20 protein-coding genes are annotated in these 23,176 nt (G+C 30.0%); 5 read left to right on the top strand and 15 right to left on the bottom strand.

Annotated elements, in window-relative coordinates; translation table 11 throughout:
• Window positions 1–29: 29 nt before the first annotated feature.
• The gene (locus HN587_06100) at window positions 30–326 is read right to left on the bottom strand and encodes a hypothetical protein (protein ID MBT7903406.1); all 297 of its coding nucleotides are present in this window, start codon (window positions 324–326) and stop codon (window positions 30–32) included.
• A 108-nt stretch (window positions 327–434) separates the two neighbouring features.
• Here HN587_06100 and HN587_06105 point away from each other — a divergent pair, with 108 nt between their 5' ends.
• On the top strand, window positions 435–1,598 hold the full coding sequence (locus HN587_06105; GenBank protein MBT7903407.1) for a hypothetical protein: 1,164 nt from the start codon (window positions 435–437) through the stop codon (window positions 1,596–1,598).
• A gap of 49 nt (window positions 1,599–1,647) precedes the next feature.
• On the opposite strand, the gene HN587_06110 is transcribed toward HN587_06105, so the two are convergent.
• From HN587_06110 to HN587_06135, 6 genes are all read right to left on the bottom strand, one after another.
• Window positions 1,648–2,526, bottom strand: coding sequence for an EamA family transporter (locus tag HN587_06110; GenBank protein ID MBT7903408.1), 879 nt, complete (start codon window positions 2,524–2,526; stop codon window positions 1,648–1,650).
• Window positions 2,527–2,666: 140 nt separating this feature from the next.
• Window positions 2,667–3,650, bottom strand: coding sequence for a hypothetical protein (locus HN587_06115; GenBank protein MBT7903409.1), 984 nt, complete (start codon window positions 3,648–3,650; stop codon window positions 2,667–2,669).
• A gap of 188 nt (window positions 3,651–3,838) precedes the next feature.
• Window positions 3,839–4,762 (bottom strand): hypothetical protein, encoded by a 924-nt coding sequence (locus HN587_06120; protein ID MBT7903410.1) that lies wholly within the window; start codon window positions 4,760–4,762, stop codon window positions 3,839–3,841.
• 112 nt (window positions 4,763–4,874) lie between these two features.
• Window positions 4,875–5,969 (bottom strand): hypothetical protein, encoded by a 1,095-nt coding sequence (locus HN587_06125; GenBank protein ID MBT7903411.1) that lies wholly within the window; start codon window positions 5,967–5,969, stop codon window positions 4,875–4,877.
• Between the two features lie 90 nt (window positions 5,970–6,059).
• A complete protein-coding gene (locus tag HN587_06130) occupies window positions 6,060–8,099 on the bottom strand; it encodes a hypothetical protein (protein MBT7903412.1) in 2,040 nt (679 codons plus the stop codon).
• A gap of 247 nt (window positions 8,100–8,346) precedes the next feature.
• Window positions 8,347–9,540, bottom strand: coding sequence for a hypothetical protein (locus HN587_06135; GenBank protein MBT7903413.1), 1,194 nt, complete (start codon window positions 9,538–9,540; stop codon window positions 8,347–8,349).
• Window positions 9,541–9,676: 136 nt separating this feature from the next.
• Between HN587_06135 and HN587_06140 the strand changes: the two genes are divergently transcribed.
• Window positions 9,677–10,732: an mRNA surveillance protein pelota gene (locus HN587_06140; protein MBT7903414.1), complete on the top strand. Its 1,056-nt coding sequence runs from the start codon at window positions 9,677–9,679 to the stop codon at window positions 10,730–10,732.
• Window positions 10,733–10,770: 38 nt separating this feature from the next.
• Here the strand turns inward: HN587_06140 and HN587_06145 are convergent, their stop codons facing one another.
• From HN587_06145 to HN587_06165, 5 genes are read right to left on the bottom strand one after another with little or no spacing between them, the layout of a single operon-like run.
• Window positions 10,771–11,169, bottom strand: a complete 399-nt coding sequence (locus HN587_06145) for a hypothetical protein (GenBank protein ID MBT7903415.1) — start codon at window positions 11,167–11,169, stop codon at window positions 10,771–10,773.
• 13 nt (window positions 11,170–11,182) lie between these two features.
• Window positions 11,183–12,310: an acetate/propionate family kinase gene (locus HN587_06150; GenBank protein MBT7903416.1), complete on the bottom strand. Its 1,128-nt coding sequence runs from the start codon at window positions 12,308–12,310 to the stop codon at window positions 11,183–11,185.
• 20 nt (window positions 12,311–12,330) lie between these two features.
• On the bottom strand, window positions 12,331–13,386 hold the full coding sequence (gene pta, locus HN587_06155) for a phosphate acetyltransferase (protein MBT7903417.1): 1,056 nt from the start codon (window positions 13,384–13,386) through the stop codon (window positions 12,331–12,333).
• A gap of 55 nt (window positions 13,387–13,441) precedes the next feature.
• A complete protein-coding gene (locus HN587_06160; GenBank protein ID MBT7903418.1) occupies window positions 13,442–15,445 on the bottom strand; it encodes a hypothetical protein in 2,004 nt (667 codons plus the stop codon).
• Between the two features lie 58 nt (window positions 15,446–15,503).
• The gene (locus HN587_06165; protein MBT7903419.1) at window positions 15,504–16,085 is read right to left on the bottom strand and encodes a hypothetical protein; all 582 of its coding nucleotides are present in this window, start codon (window positions 16,083–16,085) and stop codon (window positions 15,504–15,506) included.
• A gap of 699 nt (window positions 16,086–16,784) precedes the next feature.
• Here HN587_06165 and HN587_06170 point away from each other — a divergent pair.
• From HN587_06170 to HN587_06180, 3 genes are all read left to right on the top strand, one after another.
• Window positions 16,785–17,588 carry a TrmB family transcriptional regulator gene (locus HN587_06170; GenBank protein ID MBT7903420.1) on the top strand — a complete coding sequence of 268 codons (804 nt, stop codon included), beginning with the start codon at window positions 16,785–16,787 and terminating at the stop codon, window positions 17,586–17,588.
• 185 nt (window positions 17,589–17,773) lie between these two features.
• Window positions 17,774–19,348, top strand: coding sequence for a phenylalanine--tRNA ligase subunit alpha (locus tag HN587_06175; protein ID MBT7903421.1), 1,575 nt, complete (start codon window positions 17,774–17,776; stop codon window positions 19,346–19,348).
• A gap of 62 nt (window positions 19,349–19,410) precedes the next feature.
• The gene (locus HN587_06180; GenBank protein ID MBT7903422.1) at window positions 19,411–21,126 is read left to right on the top strand and encodes a phenylalanine--tRNA ligase subunit beta; all 1,716 of its coding nucleotides are present in this window, start codon (window positions 19,411–19,413) and stop codon (window positions 21,124–21,126) included.
• 51 nt (window positions 21,127–21,177) lie between these two features.
• On the opposite strand, the gene HN587_06185 is transcribed toward HN587_06180, so the two are convergent.
• The 3 genes from HN587_06185 to HN587_06195 form a co-directional block, all read right to left on the bottom strand.
• Entirely contained in the window at window positions 21,178–22,161 is a 984-nt protein-coding gene (locus tag HN587_06185; protein MBT7903423.1) for a hypothetical protein, read from the bottom strand.
• 164 nt (window positions 22,162–22,325) lie between these two features.
• On the bottom strand, window positions 22,326–22,745 hold the full coding sequence (locus HN587_06190; protein MBT7903424.1) for a 50S ribosomal protein L14e: 420 nt from the start codon (window positions 22,743–22,745) through the stop codon (window positions 22,326–22,328).
• Between the two features lie 105 nt (window positions 22,746–22,850).
• Window positions 22,851–23,123 carry a 50S ribosomal protein L34e gene (locus HN587_06195; GenBank protein ID MBT7903425.1) on the bottom strand — a complete coding sequence of 91 codons (273 nt, stop codon included), beginning with the start codon at window positions 23,121–23,123 and terminating at the stop codon, window positions 22,851–22,853.
• Window positions 23,124–23,176 lie beyond the last annotated feature (53 nt).

Below are 23,176 nucleotides of genomic sequence, written 5' to 3' on the forward strand. Positions count from 1 at the left end.
ATTCATAAAACAAAAGAATTAGTTAAAAATTATTTAATTTTTTGGAGATCTTTTAATTGTTTATCAATACTTCCCATTTCAGATTCTATTATTATTTTTTCGTCTAAAATGGATTTTATTCTCTCAACATAAGGTCTTAACTTTCTAGCCCAATACTCAGGAACTTTTCCTTTTACACGCTTAGCCAGCAGTTCAGACTTTCTTTTTTCACAAGATTCTAATTCATCCTCAAGACTCTTTAACCGTTTAGCTAAACGCTTTGACTTATTAACTAATTTTTCTTCAGGGGTTTTATTACGATCCCAAAAACTCATAAACCATTCCATAACCATTTTTGACATATCAGAAATATATAAACATTTCTAAAAAAAACAATTAAAGAACTAATACAATTATAGTAAGATTAAAATAGTAAATCATCCTCTTAATAAAACATGACTGAAGAAAATGAGGTGCAACTTGATTCTAATCTTATCGAAGAGATAGAAACTAGAACCAAAAGACTTGCTGAATCAAATCTATTTCTAGCACAAAAATTAAAAGAAAATGACGATACGATAAATTATCTTCATGATAACATGTCCAGGCTTTCTTTTGTTAAACAAAACTTAGAAAAAAAAGAAAAAATAATTACTGAATTAAAAACAAAAACTGAAGCTGCATTTTTTGAACAACGAAGACTTGAAACTGAAAATACCAGACTAATTACGGATTTAAGTGAACTCAAAAAGAAAAGTCAAGATTCAATTAATTTAATGGATGAAAAAACTAAACAAGTAACTGACATGAATTTACACGTTTCAGAACTAACTGTTGAGATTAAAAAACAAAAAAATGAAATTGCACGACTACAAAATCAAGTTGAATTATTAACCTCAAAAAATCAACTAAAAGAAAATACAACACACGAACTACAAAGTGCACTTGACTTAGAAAAAAAGAAAAATGAAGATATCAAAGCAGAATTTGAAAATAAAAAAATAGAACTAACAGAAAAACAAAAACTGTTTGACGAAGAAACTGAAACACTCAAAAAAAATTATGAAAGCCGCCTTAACAGGCTCGTACAACAAAACACACTAAAAATTGTTACGTTCAAATCGAAAATAGACAAACTACACAAACTATTACAACACAAACAAGAATCAATCTCAGAAAGACAAAAACAAGCATCACAAGTCATAAATGAATTTAATAAAAAATTCAAAGACCTCGTAAGTGATGAAGATGCACTTCAACTTGAATCATACAAAGAAGAACTTGAAGAAAAAGAAGAAAAGTTTACCGAAGAACTAAATGAACACCCATATGATTCACCAAACAATAACATAGGTCAAATTAATAGTTCGGATTTAATAAATGAAGAAGTTGATGGCGCAACCGCAGAAGAAGAAGAAATGATTATTAATCCATATCAAGAAATTAACGATCCATACTCAGCATCACCAATGCCAAATATTGATGATCTAATACCAATGATTAAAGTAGCACTTGATCATGGAGATAATGTGGAAAGCATATTTAATTCTTTACTCAATTCAGGAATAGATAAACAAGCAATACAACTAGCATTCACAAGAGTAAATGAAAGTGAATAAAAATAATTGTTAGCAATTTATGTTGTGTTAATAGCAACTGTACGTTCCATTAAATTCTCAAAAGAATAATTCCAAGTACTGCAATACAAACTAGTCCAAACTGCTTAAGAGATAGTTCTTCACCATTAAACAACTTAGCAAGAATTGCAGTAATAATTATGAAGTTAGGATGAATTGCTGAAACTAATACTAACGGACCTGATTTAAGCGCAGTCAGTAAAGAAATATAACCCATAAAATTTATGATTCCAATAATAATACCATATTTAATTGATGCAGACCAATTGGTTTTTTGAATCATTTTAGGCAATTTATTTCTTTGATTGAATTTTGATGTTTTTGCAGAACCAAAAGAAATCATAATAGAAAACAAATAAGTGATCATAATAAAAAATCCAAGATTAGTTGAGGTTGCAGCATACTTGTTAGTTATCATCATCCCAGCACCAAATGGAATTGTAATTATGGCAAATAAAAAACCAGATCTTGTTATTTTATAATCAGATTTAGATTTAGCAAAATAGTGAATGAGAGTGATTGCCAAGATAATCAATATAATTCCCACAATAGAAAATATTGAGAGTTTTTCTTTGAAAAAAATAATTGCATAAAAAACAGTTAAAATAATGCTTGCTGCAGAAATTGGAAAAACGATATTAGTTGGAAGAAATTCTAATGCCTTAAATTGAAAAATTGTTTTAAGAAAAAAACATAATGCAAAAAGAAAACCTAACAAGAGAGTAAGGGATATAAATAAAAATTCAAAACCCTTAATTGAAAAATAAACAATTGCGAAAACTTCTACAGTGAGCATGAAAAATAAAGTTACCCAAAACTTATCAGCAGAGTTAGTTAATGCTCGCTTGTATAAAAAACTTTGAATACCAAACATGCACGTTGCAAAAATTGAAAAAAAGAACCATTCCATACACAGAATAAGTAATGAAATAGTTTAAATAATTATCTAGAAACAAAGACTGTTCACTTATCATAAGAAAATAGAAGATATGATTAAAAAAAATATAAGAAAAAAAGAAATAAAAAATTAATTGATAAATGTTTAATTATTTATCCTCCAATGTGTTGAACTGTTAAAGATGTTTCTGCACTTTGTTTGTAATCATATCCGAGATCGATTCTAACAACTTTTTTGAAGTCACTAGGTGAACTAATTTCTTGACTACAACTAATTTCTCTCATGCCGTTTAAAAGAACAACATCACCAGAATAAACAGAACCACTAGATGATGGATCTTGTAGACCACTACAAGTTAAACCGCCACTAATTCCAGTATCAATTTCAACGTGAACTTTGTTACGCTTAGGAAACTCTTCAACACACTCAGAACTTGATGCGTAAAGTTTACCACTTCCTTTATGTTCAACTTTAAAAATAAAATTGGTTTTTGTTGCACTACCAACTGATTCTCTAAAACTAGTTACTTGAACTGGAGCACCAGAATTATCAACTGATTTTTCTTCTGTTACTTTACAAAAACTAGATTCTTGACCAGTCATACCCAGCATATCTTCTAAAATGCAAAGTTCAGAATTAACAACAGTACCATAATTATAACAAACATCTGCTTTAATATTATAAGTTACTTGACCTGCAACTTCTTTTTGGTTTACAAAAGCAGAACCTGATGTTGGAAAATCAATAGATGCCATACCGCCAGGTATCTTTCCACCTTCAGTATCAATTTTAACTCCTCTAAGCGGATCAGGACTATCTTTTTTAAGATCAGATGCGCCAACACCAAAGTCAGCAGGATCAAATCCAGTAACAGTAACAGTTGCATCAGAACCAAGATCTATATCATGACCTCCTAAGTTTTCAATACGAACACTAATTCCGAAAGGTTGCTCTTTATCAACAACGGATGTAGGTGGAGCACCGGATACAAATTCAATTGATAAACCATCAGTACCTTGAATAAACATACTTCCAGTTTTAATACCAGTAGGTTGAGCTGCAGAATCTTGATTCTCCCCACAACCAACTAAGAAAATCATCATTAAAATGACCAAAATAATCGCTAATCTCCTCATTTTTACGCCTCCTTTTTGAAAAAAATGAAATTTGAGTTATTATATTAAATATTACCAACCAAAGAGTTGATAACACACATATCATCAATTTTTTATTATTTTTAACTAATATTAATAGCTAATACAAACATAAAAACCGTTTTTCTATATAAATATTATTTAAAATGCATCATATATGTTATTTTTTATTATTCAATATTTTTAATTGCAACATCTCGACTTATGCTATTTTTATAACCATATTTTAATCTCACAGATAATGTAGTTTGAAATGCACTACCTGCTTGAGCAGTTTGAGGAAATTTACAATAAATTGTTGCTTTACCATTAACTAATCTAAGTTTATCATTTGAAGGTTTACAATCTCCTTCCCAATTAGTACCTAAAACAGGATTTTCATAATAAACTTTGTTAAGATCTTTAAAATCTAAATTATTAGGACATGCTGCAAGTGCAGTTGGAGAATAAACAACACCGTTTCCAGAATTAGAAATATGAATTCTAAAAAAAGTTCCTTTAGGCGTTGAATCTTGTTCAATTGACGTTACTGCCAACGGTGCTCCTTGACTACCTGCTGCAACATTTTGAACTGTACATGCTTTATCACTTAATTGATCAGTAGGATTTGGATCAACACACACAATAGGACTTGCAACAGTTTCATAGGGATAACATGCAGTTAATAAAAATTTAGGACGATAAACAGGAGTTCCTTCTTGAAGATGAATGTCTGATGATTCCCACTCAAGAATTTCCATTCCTCCTTCAGAATTATATTGAGACTTTCCCTCTAAATAAGAAACTTCACGAAATGGTTGTAAGTTAATTAGTCTAGGATCATATCCAGTTAAGTAAAATGATGCACTTGGAACATCATAAGTTCCACGATTTTTAATTGTTACCATAAAAATTAGAGGAGTTGTAGAATAAATTTCTTGAGGAGGCGTATCTGCTGAAAATTCCATTACAATTCCTTCAGTCCCAGTATGCGAATAAACTGGGGATTGTTCAGGATTATCAGGATTACCTTTGTTTAATCCCCCACAACCAACTAATAAGAAAGATGTGACTAGAATTGAAATAATTAAAAACATTCGCTTAGTTAATTTCATTTTATATCCTCTTTTAAAACAAAAACAGTTATTTTGTTTTATATATTTTTCGGTAAAATATAATTATTTTAATAGTAAATGAATAATTTAATTTTATAATATATAACAATCATTATTCTAGGGAAGACAGCGATGCTTTAAACTCAGATTCTAATCCAGTACAAACTGCATCACTAACTCCACCAATTGGAGGTGCAATCATTAATTTATGATGAACCTTATCTTTATAATTATATTTCGCAGTAACAGTCACAGGAGTAATAAATGCGCCATCTTCTTTATTTAATTCAGTATAACACCTAATTTTGGATTTGCCCGATCTAAAAACTGCAGTTCCAGGTTTTTCATTAAAAGTATTCACTAAACTTTTACAATGCATGTTTTGACCACTAATTTCTGCCTCAACAAAAATCTTATTTTGAATCTTAGGATCATCGCATTCAGCAATAAATTCATTCAAATAAACTTCACCTTGAGAATTTGCAATAGATAAGTCAATATCAATTTGTGCCCTAATTTTATTCCCATACGGAACTATTTCGGGACTAATTTGTGTAACTGCAATTGGTGCGCCTTGACCACCTGACAAAGAAACTGCTGATTGAGTACAAACTTTTTCTTCATTTTTTGCTGACTGTTTATTGCTATTTGGATCAAAACAAATATCTGCACTTGCATGAGTTTCATAAGCATAACATGCTATTGCCACCACAGTTTGTGAAAAATTCTTTTTTTGATTGCCTTTTAATTGCTGAAAACAACGAGACAGGGCAGGATAATAAATTTCAGTAAACTCACCATCACTTACAAATGCAGAACGACCCAAAAGTTCAAATTCTTGAGTTCTAGTATCTTCTTCAATTAAAAACATTGTTGAATCGAAATTTAAAAAAAGACTGCCCTCTGCAAGATCTACATCATATGCACCCTTATTTTCTAAACGAATACCAAAATTAAACATATCTCCCACAAGAACTTTCTCAGGAGGCATTGATTCGACAAACTCCAATTTAATACCTTCAGTTCCTTTTCTATAATCTTGAATTTTAACATTATCAGCAGTTTTTCCCGTACCAAATAAACTACCTTTCATACTAACTGCAGAACCACAACCAGTTAGTGCTATAAGTAAAAAAATAATTGCAATTAAAATAAATAACTTGGTTACATAAATTTTATTTAGGACGGTTGATTGAGTTTTAATCATTTTTTTATATTCTCTTTTTGGTTTGATCTTTTTTAATTTTTATTTTTTTATTATTAAATATTATTAATTAAAAATTTTCATTATTGAAATTTAAGTTGTTGTGTTATTACTTATGTTTTTAGTAGTTGATGTTTTAGAATCACTTGCTTTTGACTTTCCACAACCATAACTTGTTTTAGTAAATTCTTTTCCTGCAGACTTAACATCGAGTTCCAACTTATTTTGAACTGCATACTCATATTCTATTTCACCAATAATAGTAGTTGGATTGGCTTCTGTCGGATTTATTAATATTTTATCAGGCGCAGTTAATGCCAAATGACATGAAGGTAACTTTTTTTGTAACCCTTTTTGTAATTCGAAAAATTTCATATTACCAACATTATCTAAAGTTAAAACTGTACGCTCATCCTCAACAAGTTGTGACCAACCTTTACAAAAATTAATTGCTTTTCCCTCAGTAGTTCCAGAATCTGCTTTCTTAAACCCATCTGGCAAAACTAATCTGACTGAAGAAATATGTTCAATTGCACCTTCCCCCATATTTTCTACATTAATTGACAATTTAATAGTCTTACCACTATCTTCTAAATCTAATCCAATTAATGGCATTTTTTGAGTTTGCAAAACTAATTTAATTAAACCTTTATCAGACATTGATACGCCTGTGAAATCTGATAGTTCAGGATAAAGAGATCTAATTGCAGAAACTACTGCGCTTTCACCATCTAAACTAACTCCATTTTGTTGAGAATATGCTTTTAATTTTTCTTCTAAATAGGATTTATCAATAAATGCATTTTTTAATTCAGCTTTTGTTGTAAACCCAGATGACACTGCAGTTAAAAAAACAAAATATTTCTCAGGACAAACAATATCGTCAGGATAACAAGTTATTTCTTGATCAAAACTTAATTCAGATGGTAACTCTGACAGATCAACAACTTCTTTTGTTGAACCAATAAGTGAATCATACGCAGTTGAGGCAGTAACTTTATGTTTAGATCTTCTAATAGAATTACAACCTACAACTGTTTGAATATTATTACTATAACCAAATCCATGCAATCTAGCGCTTATTTCTAAAGGTTCTTTTGAACCCATATCTCCTGGTTGTGGAAGATTATATGTTTTAGTATTGGGAGTCCAAGGATTTAACCATTCAACACCCACAAATTCTTTAACTTGAGTATCTTGATTCCCTTCAATACGTTCACCACTTGCTTTTTGCAAATTCTTTTTCCAACTCTTTTGAAATTCACCAATGAGTTCTGCTACTGCGCTTTTAGCACCGTAAGAAACTGACTCTGATGCCTCGTCTGTTTGAGCATCAACAGTTGTTTGAGACATAGCATATGCAACACGAGGACCAATCACTGTAACACCAAACGAACCAATTGCCACAATGAAAAGAATAACCACTATAACTATGATAACTGCACCCCCGTTACCTCCTGACCTAGAACCACCAGATGCAATATTTGCAAATCCGCTTGATGATTGTTTAACTCGTGCACCAGATAAACCTCCTGAAGAAGGACTTGAACTCGTACTTGAAGATAAACTTGCACTTTGAGATTTCATTTGAGAAACTAATTTTTTTTGTGAATCTATTTGAGATTTAATTGCATCTCTTTCTTGATATAAATGCTTTAAATTATTTTTACTAGCTTTGATAGACAGATAAACATTTAATGTATACCAGGGAATAATATCTAAAAACGGAACTAATTCTAACAATCCAAAATTCATTTTTTGATATCTGCCCTTACCCAATATAGATGGAAATAGCATAAATTGAAGTAAGCAATCAAAAACAAGTTCTATAATCTCAGACATTAATCCAGTACTTACTGACACTATCTGATCAATAAAAATTCCCCACACTACATCTACAATAAATGCGACTATGTATGCAGTAATTTTTTTTCCAAACGAAATATCTTTTTCATTAATCTCTGAATTTTTCGCATCAAGTTGCGATGCAAGAGAGGTAATTTGAGAACTTGCCGAAGAAAGTTGATTTGCTAATTGATATTGTTCCATTTGACCTAATCGCCCCATATCAGGACTTGAGGTTTGTGGTTGATTTTGCATTGCAGTATTTGGTACTTGCGATTGATTTTGCACAGAGGGATTTGGCGTAGAACCTTGCGGTTTAACAGAATTAGCACTAGGGGCAAGCCGACTATTTAACTTATTTAAAGCATTACTACCCGGATTAGGAGGAGAAATGATACCACACCTCTTTTTAATAAATATTTGATTATCGATAAATATTAAATTAATTTAATAAATATTTAAGTAAATATTTTAATTGATATAAATAAACATTTAATTGATATTTTTAAAATATAAAAAAATATTTTATTAAGATTTAATCTTTTCTTACCACTTCTAACTTAACAATCTGAAGAATGTCTTCAGGAGTTATCTTAATTGCATTATTGCCTTTCACCAAATAATCATTAATTTTTTTACTATAAACTCTTTCTTTTTGATGAATATTTGTTTCAATGCCATTAATATTTGCCTTGCCAATGTGATACTCTTGCGAATCTATAAAAGTGATTTCTAAATAAATTTCATCAGATTCATCTTGTACATCAGAAAACTCATCCTCATCTAAATCAAAGAAATAAACTGGCTGAATAATTTCTTTTAATTCACTCTTAATTTTGATTAAATCAATCAAGTAATTACCTTTAATTGTTTTAAACACGATTTGGTTCTCCCCATTACGAAGAATATCTGGAGAAAATTCAACAGTAATTGCAAAACCACAGTCAGGAACTGCATCATAAACTATGTGATTATTAATCAAAGCTTGAAGAGCTCCAACCGAACCAATTGAACATTCCGGCGTAAAAACTAACTTTCCTCGCTTAAGATTATTTTTCTCAGTTGCACTTGCAATAAAAATATTACGACTCAATTGTTGACTAATATCAGTAATATCACCTGTAATTTGTAAGTTTTCAAGATTGTGTTTGTTCACTCTCCAAAAAGCAAGTCCGACATCTTCTGTAATAAATTCTAAACTATTAGCACCTTGTGCCAAATATTTTGAAGATAACTTAATAGGATCAGGATTTTCTTTAGTTATTGCTTGATTGAAAATTTCTTCGCCATTCAATAAAATTTGAAGATTTCCTCTACTTAGTTTAGAAACAAATGTTAAAAGTAAGTTCTCAGTTTGAGACAAATCTTGAACTACAAATGAAAACTCTCCTGTTTTATCTGAAAACCAGCTCTTTTTCACAGACAGACTATTTTGAGTATCAATAACTTTAGAATTTTCTGATGCAAAAATGTTTACTGGCGCAATGCTATGTTCAATATCTTTAGTTGAAATAGTAGTTAATGTGCCTGGAGTCTCAAGAAGTAAAGTAGTATTTTTATCATCATCGCCAGAATCTTTCGAATCTTCTGAATAATCACCTTCTAAAATATTCTGCCTCACTTGAGGAGGAATAAACAATAAGTAGAAAATAATTAATAAAGCAATTAATGCAACTAATGTTGCTGCCTTTGTACCATCTTCAGCTCTTTTATTTTTAAATAACTGCATTTTTAACCTCTATTTTGAAAAACATTAAACAATTTGAATTATTTAAATGATAATTTAAAGATAAATAATATTTTAAATAATATAATACTTTGGATTAATGAATAATTTTATATATAAATGTTTTTCTTTTTTATGTATGAAAATAATTAGTTTTAAGAAAAATGAAGCAAAAGTCGAAATAGAAACTGCTGATGATTTATGGTATCTGAGTAGTATTGTTGATAATTGCGACATTGTTGAAGGTAAAACTGAAAGAAAAATAAAAATTGGTGAAGCTACTGATCGGTCCCAAAAAATAGTACGAAAATGGGTTTACTTAAAATTAAGTGTTGAAAAAATTGAATTTCATAAATATTCCTCAAGTTTACGAATTAGTGGAAAAATAACTGAAGGACCAGAAGATGTCGCCAAAGGAAGTTACCATACATTCTCAATTGAACCTGGAACACAGATAAAAATTGTAAAAGAAACTTGGCTTTCATATCAAACAAAAAAACTAAAAGAAGCAAGTGAAAAAGCAAAATCAAAAATTTTAGTTTGCGTATTTGATCGTGAAGACGCATATGTTGGACTATTAAATCGACAAGGATATGAACTTTTAACTAAATTAAAAGGAAATGTTGCTAAAAAAGATGAAGCTAAACAAATTGTAACAAATTTCTATTCAGAAATTATAACTGTCCTAAAAGAATATGCAACTAGATATAACGTTGAAAAAATAATTGTTGGCTCCCCTGCATTTTGGAAAGATGAATTTTTAAAAAATGTAAAAGACCCCGAATTTAAGAAAAAACTTGTAATGGCCACTTGCAGCAGTGTTGATGAAAAAGCAATAAATGAAGTATTAAAACGACCTGAAACACAAACAGTACTAAAACAAGATCGAATTGCTCAAGAAGTACAATTAGTTGATAAAATATTATCTGAAATTTCAAAAGAAGGAAAAATCGCATACGGTATGTTTGAAGTTAAAAACGCAACCAATATGGGTGCCGTAAGTAAACTAATTGTAACTGACGGACTCATACAAAAACTAAGAGAACAAGAAACATTTGATGAATTAAATAGAATAATGAAAGAAGCAGACAAACAAAAAGCCGACATTGTAATTATTGATTCTGAAAATTCAGGCGGACAAAAACTTGACGGGATAAGCGGTGTTGCTGCAATACTTCGATTTAAATTGAATTAAAATTAATTTGATCTTATTAATCATTACAAAAAACGCAATTATTCGCCACCTTCTCTAAAAATATCAACAATAGATACAACAATAATTGGAAGTAACCCCACCGCTAAATGACTCACTACTTCTTTATCAACCAAAATAAAAAAATTCAAAAAATCAATAACAAATAAATCATTAAATGCCGGTGATAACAACAATGCAGCACAAGCAACCACAACTATTGCCTCGATTAAAATTCTAACCTTAACTTGTTCTTTAAACGCTGAAAACAATAAAATTAAAGAGTGAATAATTAAAAAAAAAGCAACAATAACTGATAATAAAGATTTGAGTTCCGGAGTAAAAACATCAAAAAAATGATAGTGTTCAGACAATAAAATAACAATTGCTAAAACTAAAGAACTTGCCTGAATGATTTCTAATATACGCATAAGAGACATTTTTTCACTTCATTTATTTTAAAACATTAATTACTTCTAAATACATCATTTTTTCTTCATTGGTGGGAATTACAAAAACTGAAACTTTGGACTTTTTTGAAGATATTTTAATATTATTTTTTTTGTTAAGATTAATATCAATATCAACACCCAAATATTTGAAATAACTAAGAATATTTTTTCTTATCCACCAAGCATGCTCGCCAATTCCTGCAGTAAAAAGAATTGCATCGACGCCATTTAACGTCGCAACATACGACCCAATATATTTTGCAACTCTATAACAAAAAACCTCTTCTGCTAGTTTTGCATCAGATATTTCTGATTTTTTAGATTTAGATGAATCTTTTTTGATTTGCGTGTGAATATCTCTCATATCACTAGAACCGCAAATACCTTTCAAACCACTTTGGCAATTAAGTAATTGATTTATTTGTTTTGAAGACATATTTTTTTGATCTTGAAGAAATAATATGATTGCAGGATCTAAATCTCCTGATCTAGTACCCATAACTAAACCTTCAAGAGGAGTAAAACCCATTGAGGTGTCAACACTCTTGCCATTTTTAATTGCGCAAACACTAGAACCATTGCCCAGATGACAAGAAATAATTTTCAAACGAGAAATTGGCTTTTTTAAAAGTTTTGCAGCAACTCCTGATACATAATTATGACTTTCCCCATGAAAACCATATCTGCGAATTTTATTTTGCTTACAAAGAAGTTTTGGAAGCGCATATGTAAATGCTTTAGGGGGAATTGACGCATGAAATGCAGTATCAAAAATTGCTACTTGCGGAATTTTAAATAATTCTAAACAAGTTTTAATCCCCTCAATTTCAGGAATATCATGAAGAGGTGCCAACACAGATATTTTTTCTAACTTTTTAACAACTGCCGCAGTTATTTTTTTTGATTCTTTAATATCTCCGCCATGAACAACACGATGACCTATTGCATGAATCTTGCAATTAAAATCTTTATTAATTATTTTTATAAGATTTAGAAGTTCTTTTTTAAAATTAATAACTCTTTCAATTAATCCTTTATTAACTTGTTTGCCTTCAATAAATAATGCATATTTTATTGACGATGACCCTAAGTTAAGAATTAAAATGTTTTTTATTTTAGTTTTATTCATTTTTTTATTGGAGTCTTCATTTAATTTTTTTGTTTAATTTTTTTGATGTTTTTATTTGATTTATTTTTTGAATTTTTTAATTCCAGCACTTGAACTGATGTTAATGCTGCTAGCTCCACAATATCATTAACACTACAGCCCCTACTTAAATCATTAACCGGCATTGAGAGTCCTTGAAGAAACGGTCCAATAGCTTTGGCATGAGCTAGACGTTCAACAAGCTTATATGAAATATTACCTGCATACAAATTTGGAAAAATTAAAACATTTGCATTACCTTTTAGAGGAGACAATGGTGCTTTAAGTTTTTGAACTGAGGGAACTAATGCTGCATCCACTTGAAGATCTCCATCAATTTTTATTTTAGGATGTTTTTTATTGACAATCTTAATTGCTTTTTGAATTTTTGCTAATTCATCATAATTTGCACTTCCATGAGTTGAGAAAGATAATAATGCAATCTTAGGATTTAGCCCTAAATCTTTTGCTGAATTCCAACTATCAATTGCAATCTCGGCTAATGTTTTTGCGTCAGGGTTTATGTTTACTGCACAATCGGCAAATAAAATAAGCCTATCTTGAAGTTCCATTAAAAAAAGACCACTAACTCTATGAAACCTTTCTTTAGTTTTTATTATTTGTAATGCAGGACGAATAGTGTGAGCCGTCGTGTTTGTTGCACCACTAATTAGAGCTTCTGCAAAACCCATTTTAACCATTGTTGTTGCAAAATAAATCGGATCTTTAAGAAGAATGTTTGCTTGCTCAATTGTAAGTCCTTTCTTTTTTCTTAATTTGAATAAAAATTTAACATGTTTATTAAATTGAATTTGGGCTTGTTTTGAAGAACTAAGATAATCAACAAGAATCACTTTTTTAATTAAAGAGTTAGGTAACTTATTTTTTTTAAGAGCTTGAGCTAATTTTTTTTCTGAACAAAGAAGAACTGGCTTTGCATAATTAAGTTTTATAATTTTTTGAATTGCGCTAAGCGTTCTTGGTTCAGTAGACTCGGGAAAAACAATCTTTGCAGGATTTTTAGATGCTTTGTTTTTTATTTTTTTAAGAAAATCCATAAATTCACCTTTTTTATTATTGATACAAGGAATAATATTATTTTACTGGCAGAAATTATGCTGCGTGACGAGCTTGAAGAACTTGAGCTTTTGCCTTCTGAGCAGCAGTACGTGCTTGTTCTGCATCAGCTTTTGCTTTTTTCTCTTGAGCTAACACTTCTTTACTCTTTTTAATTTCAGCCTTAATTGTTTTATTAAAAGCATCGTGAACTTTTTTAACAGTATAACTCTTCGCTTTATCAGTTTCTGCAACATCTCTTTCAAGACTTTTAACATGAGTTTTAACTTCTTCAACAGATTTTTTTAAAAATCCATATGCGTGCTTAACTTTAAATTGAACTCCCACAGTTTTTCGTTGTGCAACTTGAGCCTCTTTTGCTTCAAACTGTTGTTGTCGAAATACTTTATCTAATTCTTCTTTATATTCCTTATTTTGAGTTATAAGCGCACCTGTTTGAGTAATTTCAGAATAAGCCAAAGCTAAATGCCCATATGCTTCGTCTAAAAATCGCGATGCCCTGGAAAGATAAAAAACTTCATGAACAATTTTTGTACTTCCTTCAATAATTGGAGTAATTTTATTTTTGTTTAAATCTAATGCTAAATGAAGAATTGTTGAAATTCGATCTAGAATAATTCCCAAATAATCTGTAGCTTCAACAAGAATTGCATCAGGAATTTCATTTTCAAAATCTTTCACTTTACCTTTAAAGACTTTGTAATTTGCTTCAAGTTTTTTATCTTGATTTCTAAATTTAGGAGTGTAACTTCTAAAACTATTTTTTATACTCTTAATATCTTTTTCTGCAGCTTCTATTCTTTTAATTTGTTTATTATGTTTTCTCCAAACATCTTCTAATTGTCGCATTACCAAATCAAGTTTACTTCTAATTTGATCTAATTTATGTTCTTCTTGTTTGAGAAATTCAATTCTTCTGTGAACTCCACCTAATTCTTGTTTCGCATCATGAGTTTTCGCAGTAATATGTTCTAATTTTTTTCGTTCCTCTACTAATTCACCCTTAATTCTCATTAATTCTGTTGCAGTTGCAGCTTTAATATGTTTAAAATGACTCATAGGTTCTTTTAGCATCCGACATTCTTCTGCGGCATGAACTACTATATCTAATACTCCATCAATAATTTTAAGTGCTTTTTCACGATAATGCTCACCCTTACGCCTATTTTCAATTAATACAGCAAAATCTTTTAACATTTGTTTTGCAAATGCAAGAAGTGGTTTTGCACGTTCTTCATCTAAAGCTTCGGCACCAACGTGCGCTAATTGATTATCAATCCATTTTGCTTTTTGTTCGAGAACATTTAATATTTGATGATCTTTTTGTTCAAGACTAATTTCTCCTTGTTCTAGAGAATCTAACGTTTGTCCAATTTTTTTAGCACCTGCAGCCATTGCTTCTTCATGAGTTAAAAGTTCTAAATTTTCTGCTTCGCGTCTTGCAAGAAGTGCAGTAACTTTTTTTGCTCCTGCAACAACTTTGTCTTTTGAACCTTTAATTGTAGCACCAATTTTCTCTAAAGGTTTTTCTAGCCGCAAAGTTTTTCTAGGACTAAAACCTTCTTCACTCATTAAATGTCGTTCTTGTCCAGTACCATATTTTTTATCATGATTTCTTTTCATAGAAAACAACATAACGCCCACTGCTCCAAGAAATAATCCTGCAAACATCCAATAATTAATTGAAACTAAAGTAGACAAAAACCAAATAACAAGAATAATTGGTAAAACTCCTTTCGAATTGCCTTTCTTAACTTTGAATACAAGAACAACTGATAACATAAGCATAATACCAATTGATGCATAATTTAAATCCATTCCAAAACGAATAGCAACACAAATAAAAAGAAGAGCTAAGTATGCTGCCAATCCTTTTTTATCTTCAGATTTTGCAGTCATAAAAATCATTAACACACAAAAGAACATAATCACATAAAGAATCGAACTATATTCTCCAAGCTTACTAATATAACTCATTAATTTACCTGAAGGTCCAACCCACCCATTCATGCCCGTTTGTGCTGTACTTAATAAATCCATTTTGTTAAAACCAATAAAACGCGAATAATAATAAATTGTATAAAATTAAAATTTATAATTAACGAATAATTTTTAACAATAAACGTTTAAACATTAATTTAAATGATATAAATTTTCTTTTTACTGATAAATCTTTTTCTTTTTGAATGCAAATAAATGTAATTGTATGCATTATCTGCGCTGCTTTTTTTAATTGATTTAAATCTCTAAACGCATGCGTATGAAAAATCAAATCTAATTTGGGTAGGTGAACGTTTAGTATTCTATTAATTTTTCTTAACGAAACTCCCCCCACACTCAAAAAAGAAGGTTTGCAATTGTGACTAATCAAAATATTTTTTTCTGATTCAAGCGCAGTTTTAAAATCAGATAAATGGTTAATAACATCTTTTTTAACAACCAGGATATTTACTTCTTTTCTTAACTCTTCTTTAGAAAAAACTTGAACAAGGTCATCTAAGATGTATGTTAAATTTTTAGCCAGATTTAATTGGGTGAAACTTACTTCTTCAAATGAATTAAAACTTGGTTGTGAATTGTCAGATACTTCTTTAGAGGAAGTAGTTTTGTTCTTATTACCCTTATTATTTTTATGACTATCAAAATTATGATACTTCTTTTTTTTTGATTCAAAAACCATTTTTTAAAACTTACCCTACTTGAGTTAAAACTCTTGTTAGTTTCTTAAATATTGAGTTTTGATAATGTGTAATTAAGTAATATATACTCTAACCACAATACTATAAACATATTAATAGATAAAAAGTATTTAAAGTTATTTAAATTAAACAATGTTGGCCCGCGCCATAAAACTTAATCAAACCAGCAAAATAATGGCGACTTCACCTAATCCAAAGTTTGTCCAAAACAGAACAAAAAAATAAATTATGAGTGAATTTAATATAAATAGAATTTAAACAAAATTTGAATTGGATTTTAACAAAATACCCTTGAATTAGAAAAAATTTGAACAAACTTTAGAAAAAATAATGCCAAAACAAATCAAAAAAAACCATTAAAACCCCCAACATTCATTTGAGTTTATCAATGTTTTGTAACTGCAATAAAATAAAATATGAACTTAGTTTAACAATGCATAAATAAATAACATCCATAAGTGACAGATATTTGTCGTCGAGAAAATAAAAAAAATAATTCTAAATATATAAATAACTGCCAAATTAAGAGTGTTTGCGTTAAGCAAAAATATATAAACCGTAATTACTACACTGTTACAGAAGTAAAAAAACGTAACATATATTAAGTAGTACTTTGTTATACCGTTCTAATAAGTAACAAATTTTTAAAAAAAAAGTTAAAAAAGGGGGAGGTTACAAACATGATTGTAAAAGAAGAATTTCTAAGCAAATTAAGGCGTTATTTCTCACTCAATCTATACGAAGTTAAAATCTGGACTGCGTTGTTATCTCGCGGTGTTTCTACAGCAGGAGAATTATCAGATATTGCAAATGTTCCAAGATCTAGATCTTACGATGTTTTAGAAAGTCTAGAAAAAAAAGGATTTGCAGTAACAAAACTCGGCAAGCCAATAAAATATATTGCAGTAGCACCAGAAGAAGTAGTAGAAAGAGTTAAGAAAAATATGAAATTTCATGCAGATGAAAAAGTAAAAAGATTAGATGGTCTAAAGGGCACTGAAGTATTAGGAGAATTAAACACACTACACTCTCAAGGTATCGAACTTGTTGAACCATCAGACTTAAGTGGAAGTTTGAAAGGAAGACATAATCTATATAATCATCTAGAATTAACAATTAAAAATGCAGAAGAAAGTGTAACTATAATGACTACAACTCAAGGTTTAATGAGAAAAATCGAAGGATTAAAACCAGTCTTTGAAAAGATCAATAAACGAGGAGTTAAAATTAGAATTGCTGCACCAGTTACAAAAGAATGTGCAGGAGTTATAAAAGATATATCTTCAGTTGCTGAAGTAAGACATACAAGTCACAAAGGACGATTCTGCGTAGTTGATGGAAAAGAAGTTGTATTTATGGTAATGGATGACCAAGAAGTACACCCAACATATGATGTGGGAGTATGGGTTAACACACCATTTTTTGCAAGTGCTTTGGATAATTTATTTGATCTCTCATGGAAAAGCATGAAAGTAGTTAAATAAACTTCAACTAATAATAAGGCAATTAAAACTTAAATTTTTTATTTTTTCTCAATTTATTCTTTTATTAAAAATTAATTAATAAACACAGATATTCTTATTGCTCTTTTTATTCTAATTATTTTTATGAAAAATATCTGGTAATATTAGCATAAGATATTTAAATAACCATTCCAACCAAGACAAAGATGGAAGGGAATGAAATTTTAGAATTAATCGAAACATTACACCCATTAGAGATTAAAATAGTCCCACTATTAATTGAATCTCCAACATTCAAAGAATTAGTTGGAAAAACAGATCTTTCTGAAATAGAAGTTATGCGGGCAGTACAATGGCTTGGAAATAAACAAGTATTAAAACTTGAAACTACATCTATTAAAAAAATAGAACTCGCAGAAAATGGACCTGAATATGTTGAACGTGGCCTTCCAGAAAAAAGATTTTTGCAATGTTTAGTCCCCGCAGTTGATGGACTAACACTGGATGAAATCACTCAAAAAACAGGACTTAAAAGAGAAGAAATCAATGTATGCATTGGAACTTTACGAAAAAAAGTAGCAATAGATGTTGTCGATAAAAAATTTAAAATCACAGACCAAGGTCATAAAATACTTACAAAAGAAAGTTTAGAAGAACAATTTCTTAGAAAAGTAAACCAGCAAGAATTAATTGAAGAAAAACTCGAACCAGAAGAAAAATTTGCATATGATAATTTAATTAAACGTAAACAAATAATTCAACTAATTGAGATTAAAACAAAAACTATTCAATTAACTGACTTAGGAAATTCTCTAACTCAAAAAATCAAAGAAAGTCCAAATATCCTAAGTAATTTAGGAAGTGGGCAACGAATAGAACGAGTCACTCATAAAATGCTTAAAGATGGTTCTTGGAAAGGAAAAACATTTAGAAAATATGATGTAAAAATAAATGTTCCAACAATATATCGCGGAAAAAGACACTTTGTAAATCAAGCAGTAGACTATGCTCGAAGAGTATGGGTGGAACTAGGATTCAAAGAAATGAAAGGACCGATTCTTAATACTTCATTTTGGAATTTTGATGCATTATTCACACCTCAAGATCATCCAGTAAGAGAAATGCAAGATACATTTTTTATTAAAAATCCAGAATTTGGAAAATTACCAAGTCCAGAACTTGTTGCTAAAATAAAAGCAATGCACGAACATGGAGGAGATATGGACTCCACAGGCTGGCAATATAATTGGAATTCTAATGATTCTAAAAAAAATGTTTTACGAACTCACACAACAGTATTATCTGCAAAAACACTTGCAGCACTCAAAAAAACAGATTTTCCTGCTAAATTTTTCGCAGTTGGAAAATGTTTTAGAAATGAAACTCTTGATTGGTCACACTTATTTGAATTTAATCAATTCGAAGGAATTATCGTTGATCCTGATGCCAATTTTAAACACTTGCTTGGATACTTAAAATTATTTATGAAAAAAATAGGTTTTCCTCAAGCAAGATTTAGACCTGCATATTTCCCATATACTGAAATGTCAACAGAAATTGATATATTTCATCCAGTTCACAAACAATGGTATGAGCTAGGCGGTGCAGGAATTTTACGACCTGAAGTTGTTGAACCATTACTAGGTGAAGCAATTCCCGTACTTGCATGGGGACCAGGACTTGACAGACAAATGGTTGATTTTTATAAATTAAATGATCTACGACACATGTATAAAAATGATGTTAAAAAACTTCGTGATATGAAAGAATGGATGAAGTAAGTTTGAAATACAAATTGCAATCATAATTTTTAAAATATAAAAAAATAAAGGATACACAAAAAATGCCAAGCATAACACTTAACAAAGAAGTTTTTGAAAAACTTATTGGAAAAGAACTTAGTGAAGAAGAATTAAAAGATAGAATAAGCATGCTTGGAACGGATCTTGAAAAAATAGAAGATGGAGAAATCCATGTGGAAGTATTCCCTAACCGACCAGATATGTTATCCGAACAAGGATTTGGACGCGCATTATCTGCATTTATTGGTGTTAATGTTGGACTTAAACAATACCAAGTTTTAGATAGTTCAGAAAGAGTAATAGTTTCTGAATCAGTAAAAAATATTAGACCTTATACTACCTGTGCAATTGTTCGTGGACTAAACTTTGATGATGCGAAAATTAAAGAAATTGTTCAAATACAAGAAAAACTTCACGTAACATTTTGTCGAAATAGAAAAAAAGGAGCAATAGGAATATACCCTATGGAAAAAATAAAAACTCCTATAAGATATATGGCTGCAGAACCCAATACAATTAAATTCTTACCACTAGAATCACAAAGAGAAATGACTGGTCTGCAAATATTATCACAACACCCTGCCGGACGAGAATATGGTCATTTACTCGAAGGAAAAGAAAAGTTTCCATTCTTTATTGACGCAAATGATCAAGTATTATCAATGCCCCCAATCATAAACTCACATTTAACTGGAAAAGTAACTGAAAACACAACTGATGTTTTTATTGAATGTAGCGGATTTGACTTTAACATACTTCAAATTTGTTTAAACATAATTGTAACTGCACTCTCAGACATGGGTGGAACAATTCATAACATGAATGTAGAATATCCTGACGAAACAAAAAAAACTCCAAATCTTACTCCTCGAAAAATGAAATTTGATCTTGATTATACCAATAAATTATTAGGTCTTTCTTTAACACTCGAGGAATGCGAAAAATTACTCGCTAAAATGGGGTGTGGAATGGAAAAATCAACTGATGGTCGTAGTTATGCTTTAATTCCAGCTTATCGTGCAGACATGTTACATCACATGGATTTAGTTGAAGATATTGCAATAGCATTTGGTTATGAAAATTTTTGTGAAGAAATACCCCAAGTTGGAACAATTGGAGAAGAAGAACCAATAGAGATATTCAAAAGAAAATTATCAATTATGCTTATCGGACAAAGATTACTTGAAACAAATACTTATCACTTATCAAATAAAGAAGAACAAAATGAAAAAATGCTAGATCAAGTTAATTTAGTAGAATTAAAAAATCCATTAACAATAGAATATTCAGTTTTAAGAAGAAAAATGTTGCCTTCGCTCATAAGAGTATTAAGTGAAAATAAACATCATGAATACCCCCAAAATTTATTTGAGATGGGAGTTGTATTCAAACATGATGATACTCAAGAAACACTTGTTCGTGAAGATGAACATTTATCAGTTTGTTTATGTGGACAAGATAGCGATTTCACCAAGATTAAACAAATATTGAGTAGTTTAATGGAAGGACTTAATTTAAATTATGAAACAACCACTAACGAACACAATTCACTAATTAGGGGAAGAAGCGCAAATATATCTTGCGAATTTAAAACAAATTTAACCGGAACTGATGATGATACAAAAAGCATTACTCTAGGATATATTGGAGAATTAAATCCAGAAATCCTAGAAAAATGGGGAATTGAAATGCCTGTTTCTTGCTTTGAACTAAATCTTAGTAAATTATTTGAAGAATATCACAAAATAATCCAATAATAATATTAAGAATTAATCCTACTAAATTTATTTAATTTAAATCAGGAGTTTTTACTCTGCCAAATTTATTGTTTGAACTTTTGTAGAAATAAGTTCATCATAAACATCAAAGAATGCGATGTGTAATTTTTTGTCTTCTTCTAAATCACTAGTTGTTATTTTTGTTTCTATGTTTATAGTTTTCATAGATCCACTAGTAATTTTTATTTTCTGGTCTTCAAGATTTATTTCATCATCAAACCATTTTGGCGGAACTTCATTTGCAGCATATATTTTCATTTTTATTGTTTGAGGATATACCGTAAATGTTTCGCCATTAGTTATTATTAATTCTAAATTTTCAATTGATCCCCAGTCTTCTCCTCGAGTATTAAATGTGTGATCTTCTAAATAGGTTATGACTTTAAGATATTCCCTGATCACATATTTTGCAGACTCATCAGCATCAGTATATTCATCTGTTGAAACTCCAACAGTTGGGTTTTGGTCAGTTAAATTATCTTGATTAGTTGAGGAAATAGTTGAATTGGAATTGTTAATATTATTAGCCGCAGCAGTATCAGCTATACTAGAATTATTATCAGCACCATCATTTTCGCTAGGTTCAATAATTATTGGCACTCCTAACTGTTCTGTTTGATTAATAATTTCAGTTGCGGTTTTATTATCAGGTATTAAATCATCTTTTGAACTTACAGTTTCAGATACACTCGCCTTATTTGTAGAATTGATTGATGAATTCAAACTTGCGTTGATAGGTTCATAATCCATTTGAGTTGTTAATTCAGTAATTTGAGTGTTGTTATCCGAACTCATTTTTTGAGCACTAATTCTACCAATAAAGAAACTTCCCACAATAATTATTACAAAAATAAGTGCATAAATGATAAATTTGAGTACTGAACGCATACTTACAGAATAAGCTAAGATTTCATCTAATAAGAATTCATGTCGCTTCTTTCGTCTAAACGGGTTGTTTATTTCTTTTCTTTTGAAAGCGAGCTTTTTTTTGTTCTTTGTTTTATGTGATGCCATCATTAAACCTTAGCAATTAGCGTCTCAATACTTGCCAGCATATTATGTTTAATCGAGGTAGTTTTTAAAAATATTTCTATGGTTTACTAGGCCTAATTTTAAGTTAGAATGAGTTCATAGATTAAAAACTAGAATAAAAAAAATGTTAAAATAAATTAAAAGAATTATTCTTGATCAATAGCTTTCTCAAGTTTAGTTTCAGCAACTTCTTTTGATTCTACTTTTGCTTCAATTTTAGGTTTGTCTTCTTTTTTAGCAGCAGCCTTACCTTTTTTTGATTTATCAACTAACTCAGCTTTTTCAGATCCCCTTACTTTTCGAGGTCTTGGTTTAGCTTCTTTTTTAGTAGTTTCAGTTAATTCAATACCTAATTTTTTGAATTCTTCCACAACTAATGCATGATCTGCTCCTTGTGTAAGTTCAATAGTAGATGCTTGCGGATCTAAATGAATAATATTGCATTTACGTCTTCTAGTCTCACCATCAATAAGAACATGGTTAGAATCCATAATATCAACAATAACGCAAACTTTACCTGAGTCTCTTCCTGCAATTTTAGTACATAATCGTCCTACTTCCATCATTTTTAAAACCTAATATATAATATATGCAGCGCAAATAATCGTGCATAAAGATCATTAACTTTAATTTATTCTGTATGAATTTAATTTATTCTGTATGAATTTAATTTATTCTGTAACTCGGGTCTTGCCAATGATAACTCTTCGAGTACATTTGGAACACAAACATCCACCATAAGGCCTTTCAGGGCGCTTAACAGATTTCGGCATAGTTCTCATCTTAAAAGGCCTTTCTCGAGGCACTCCTTTGAGATTATCACCGCAAATACCGCATTTAGCAGCGTTAGGCTTTCGTTTCTCGAAATGCATAACTGTATTGCTTCCAGGAGTCTTTTTCATGACTCTTCTCAATGTTCTTGACTTATGACCAGGTTTAACCATTTAAATCACTTATCTGCGAAAAAAGCGCGCGGTTTATAAATCTTTTCAATTGA

It is taken from the genome of Candidatus Woesearchaeota archaeon (genome assembly GCA_018675335.1).
In the GTDB taxonomy this organism is placed as follows: domain Archaea; phylum Nanobdellota; class Nanobdellia; order Woesearchaeales; family UBA11576; genus JABJCP01.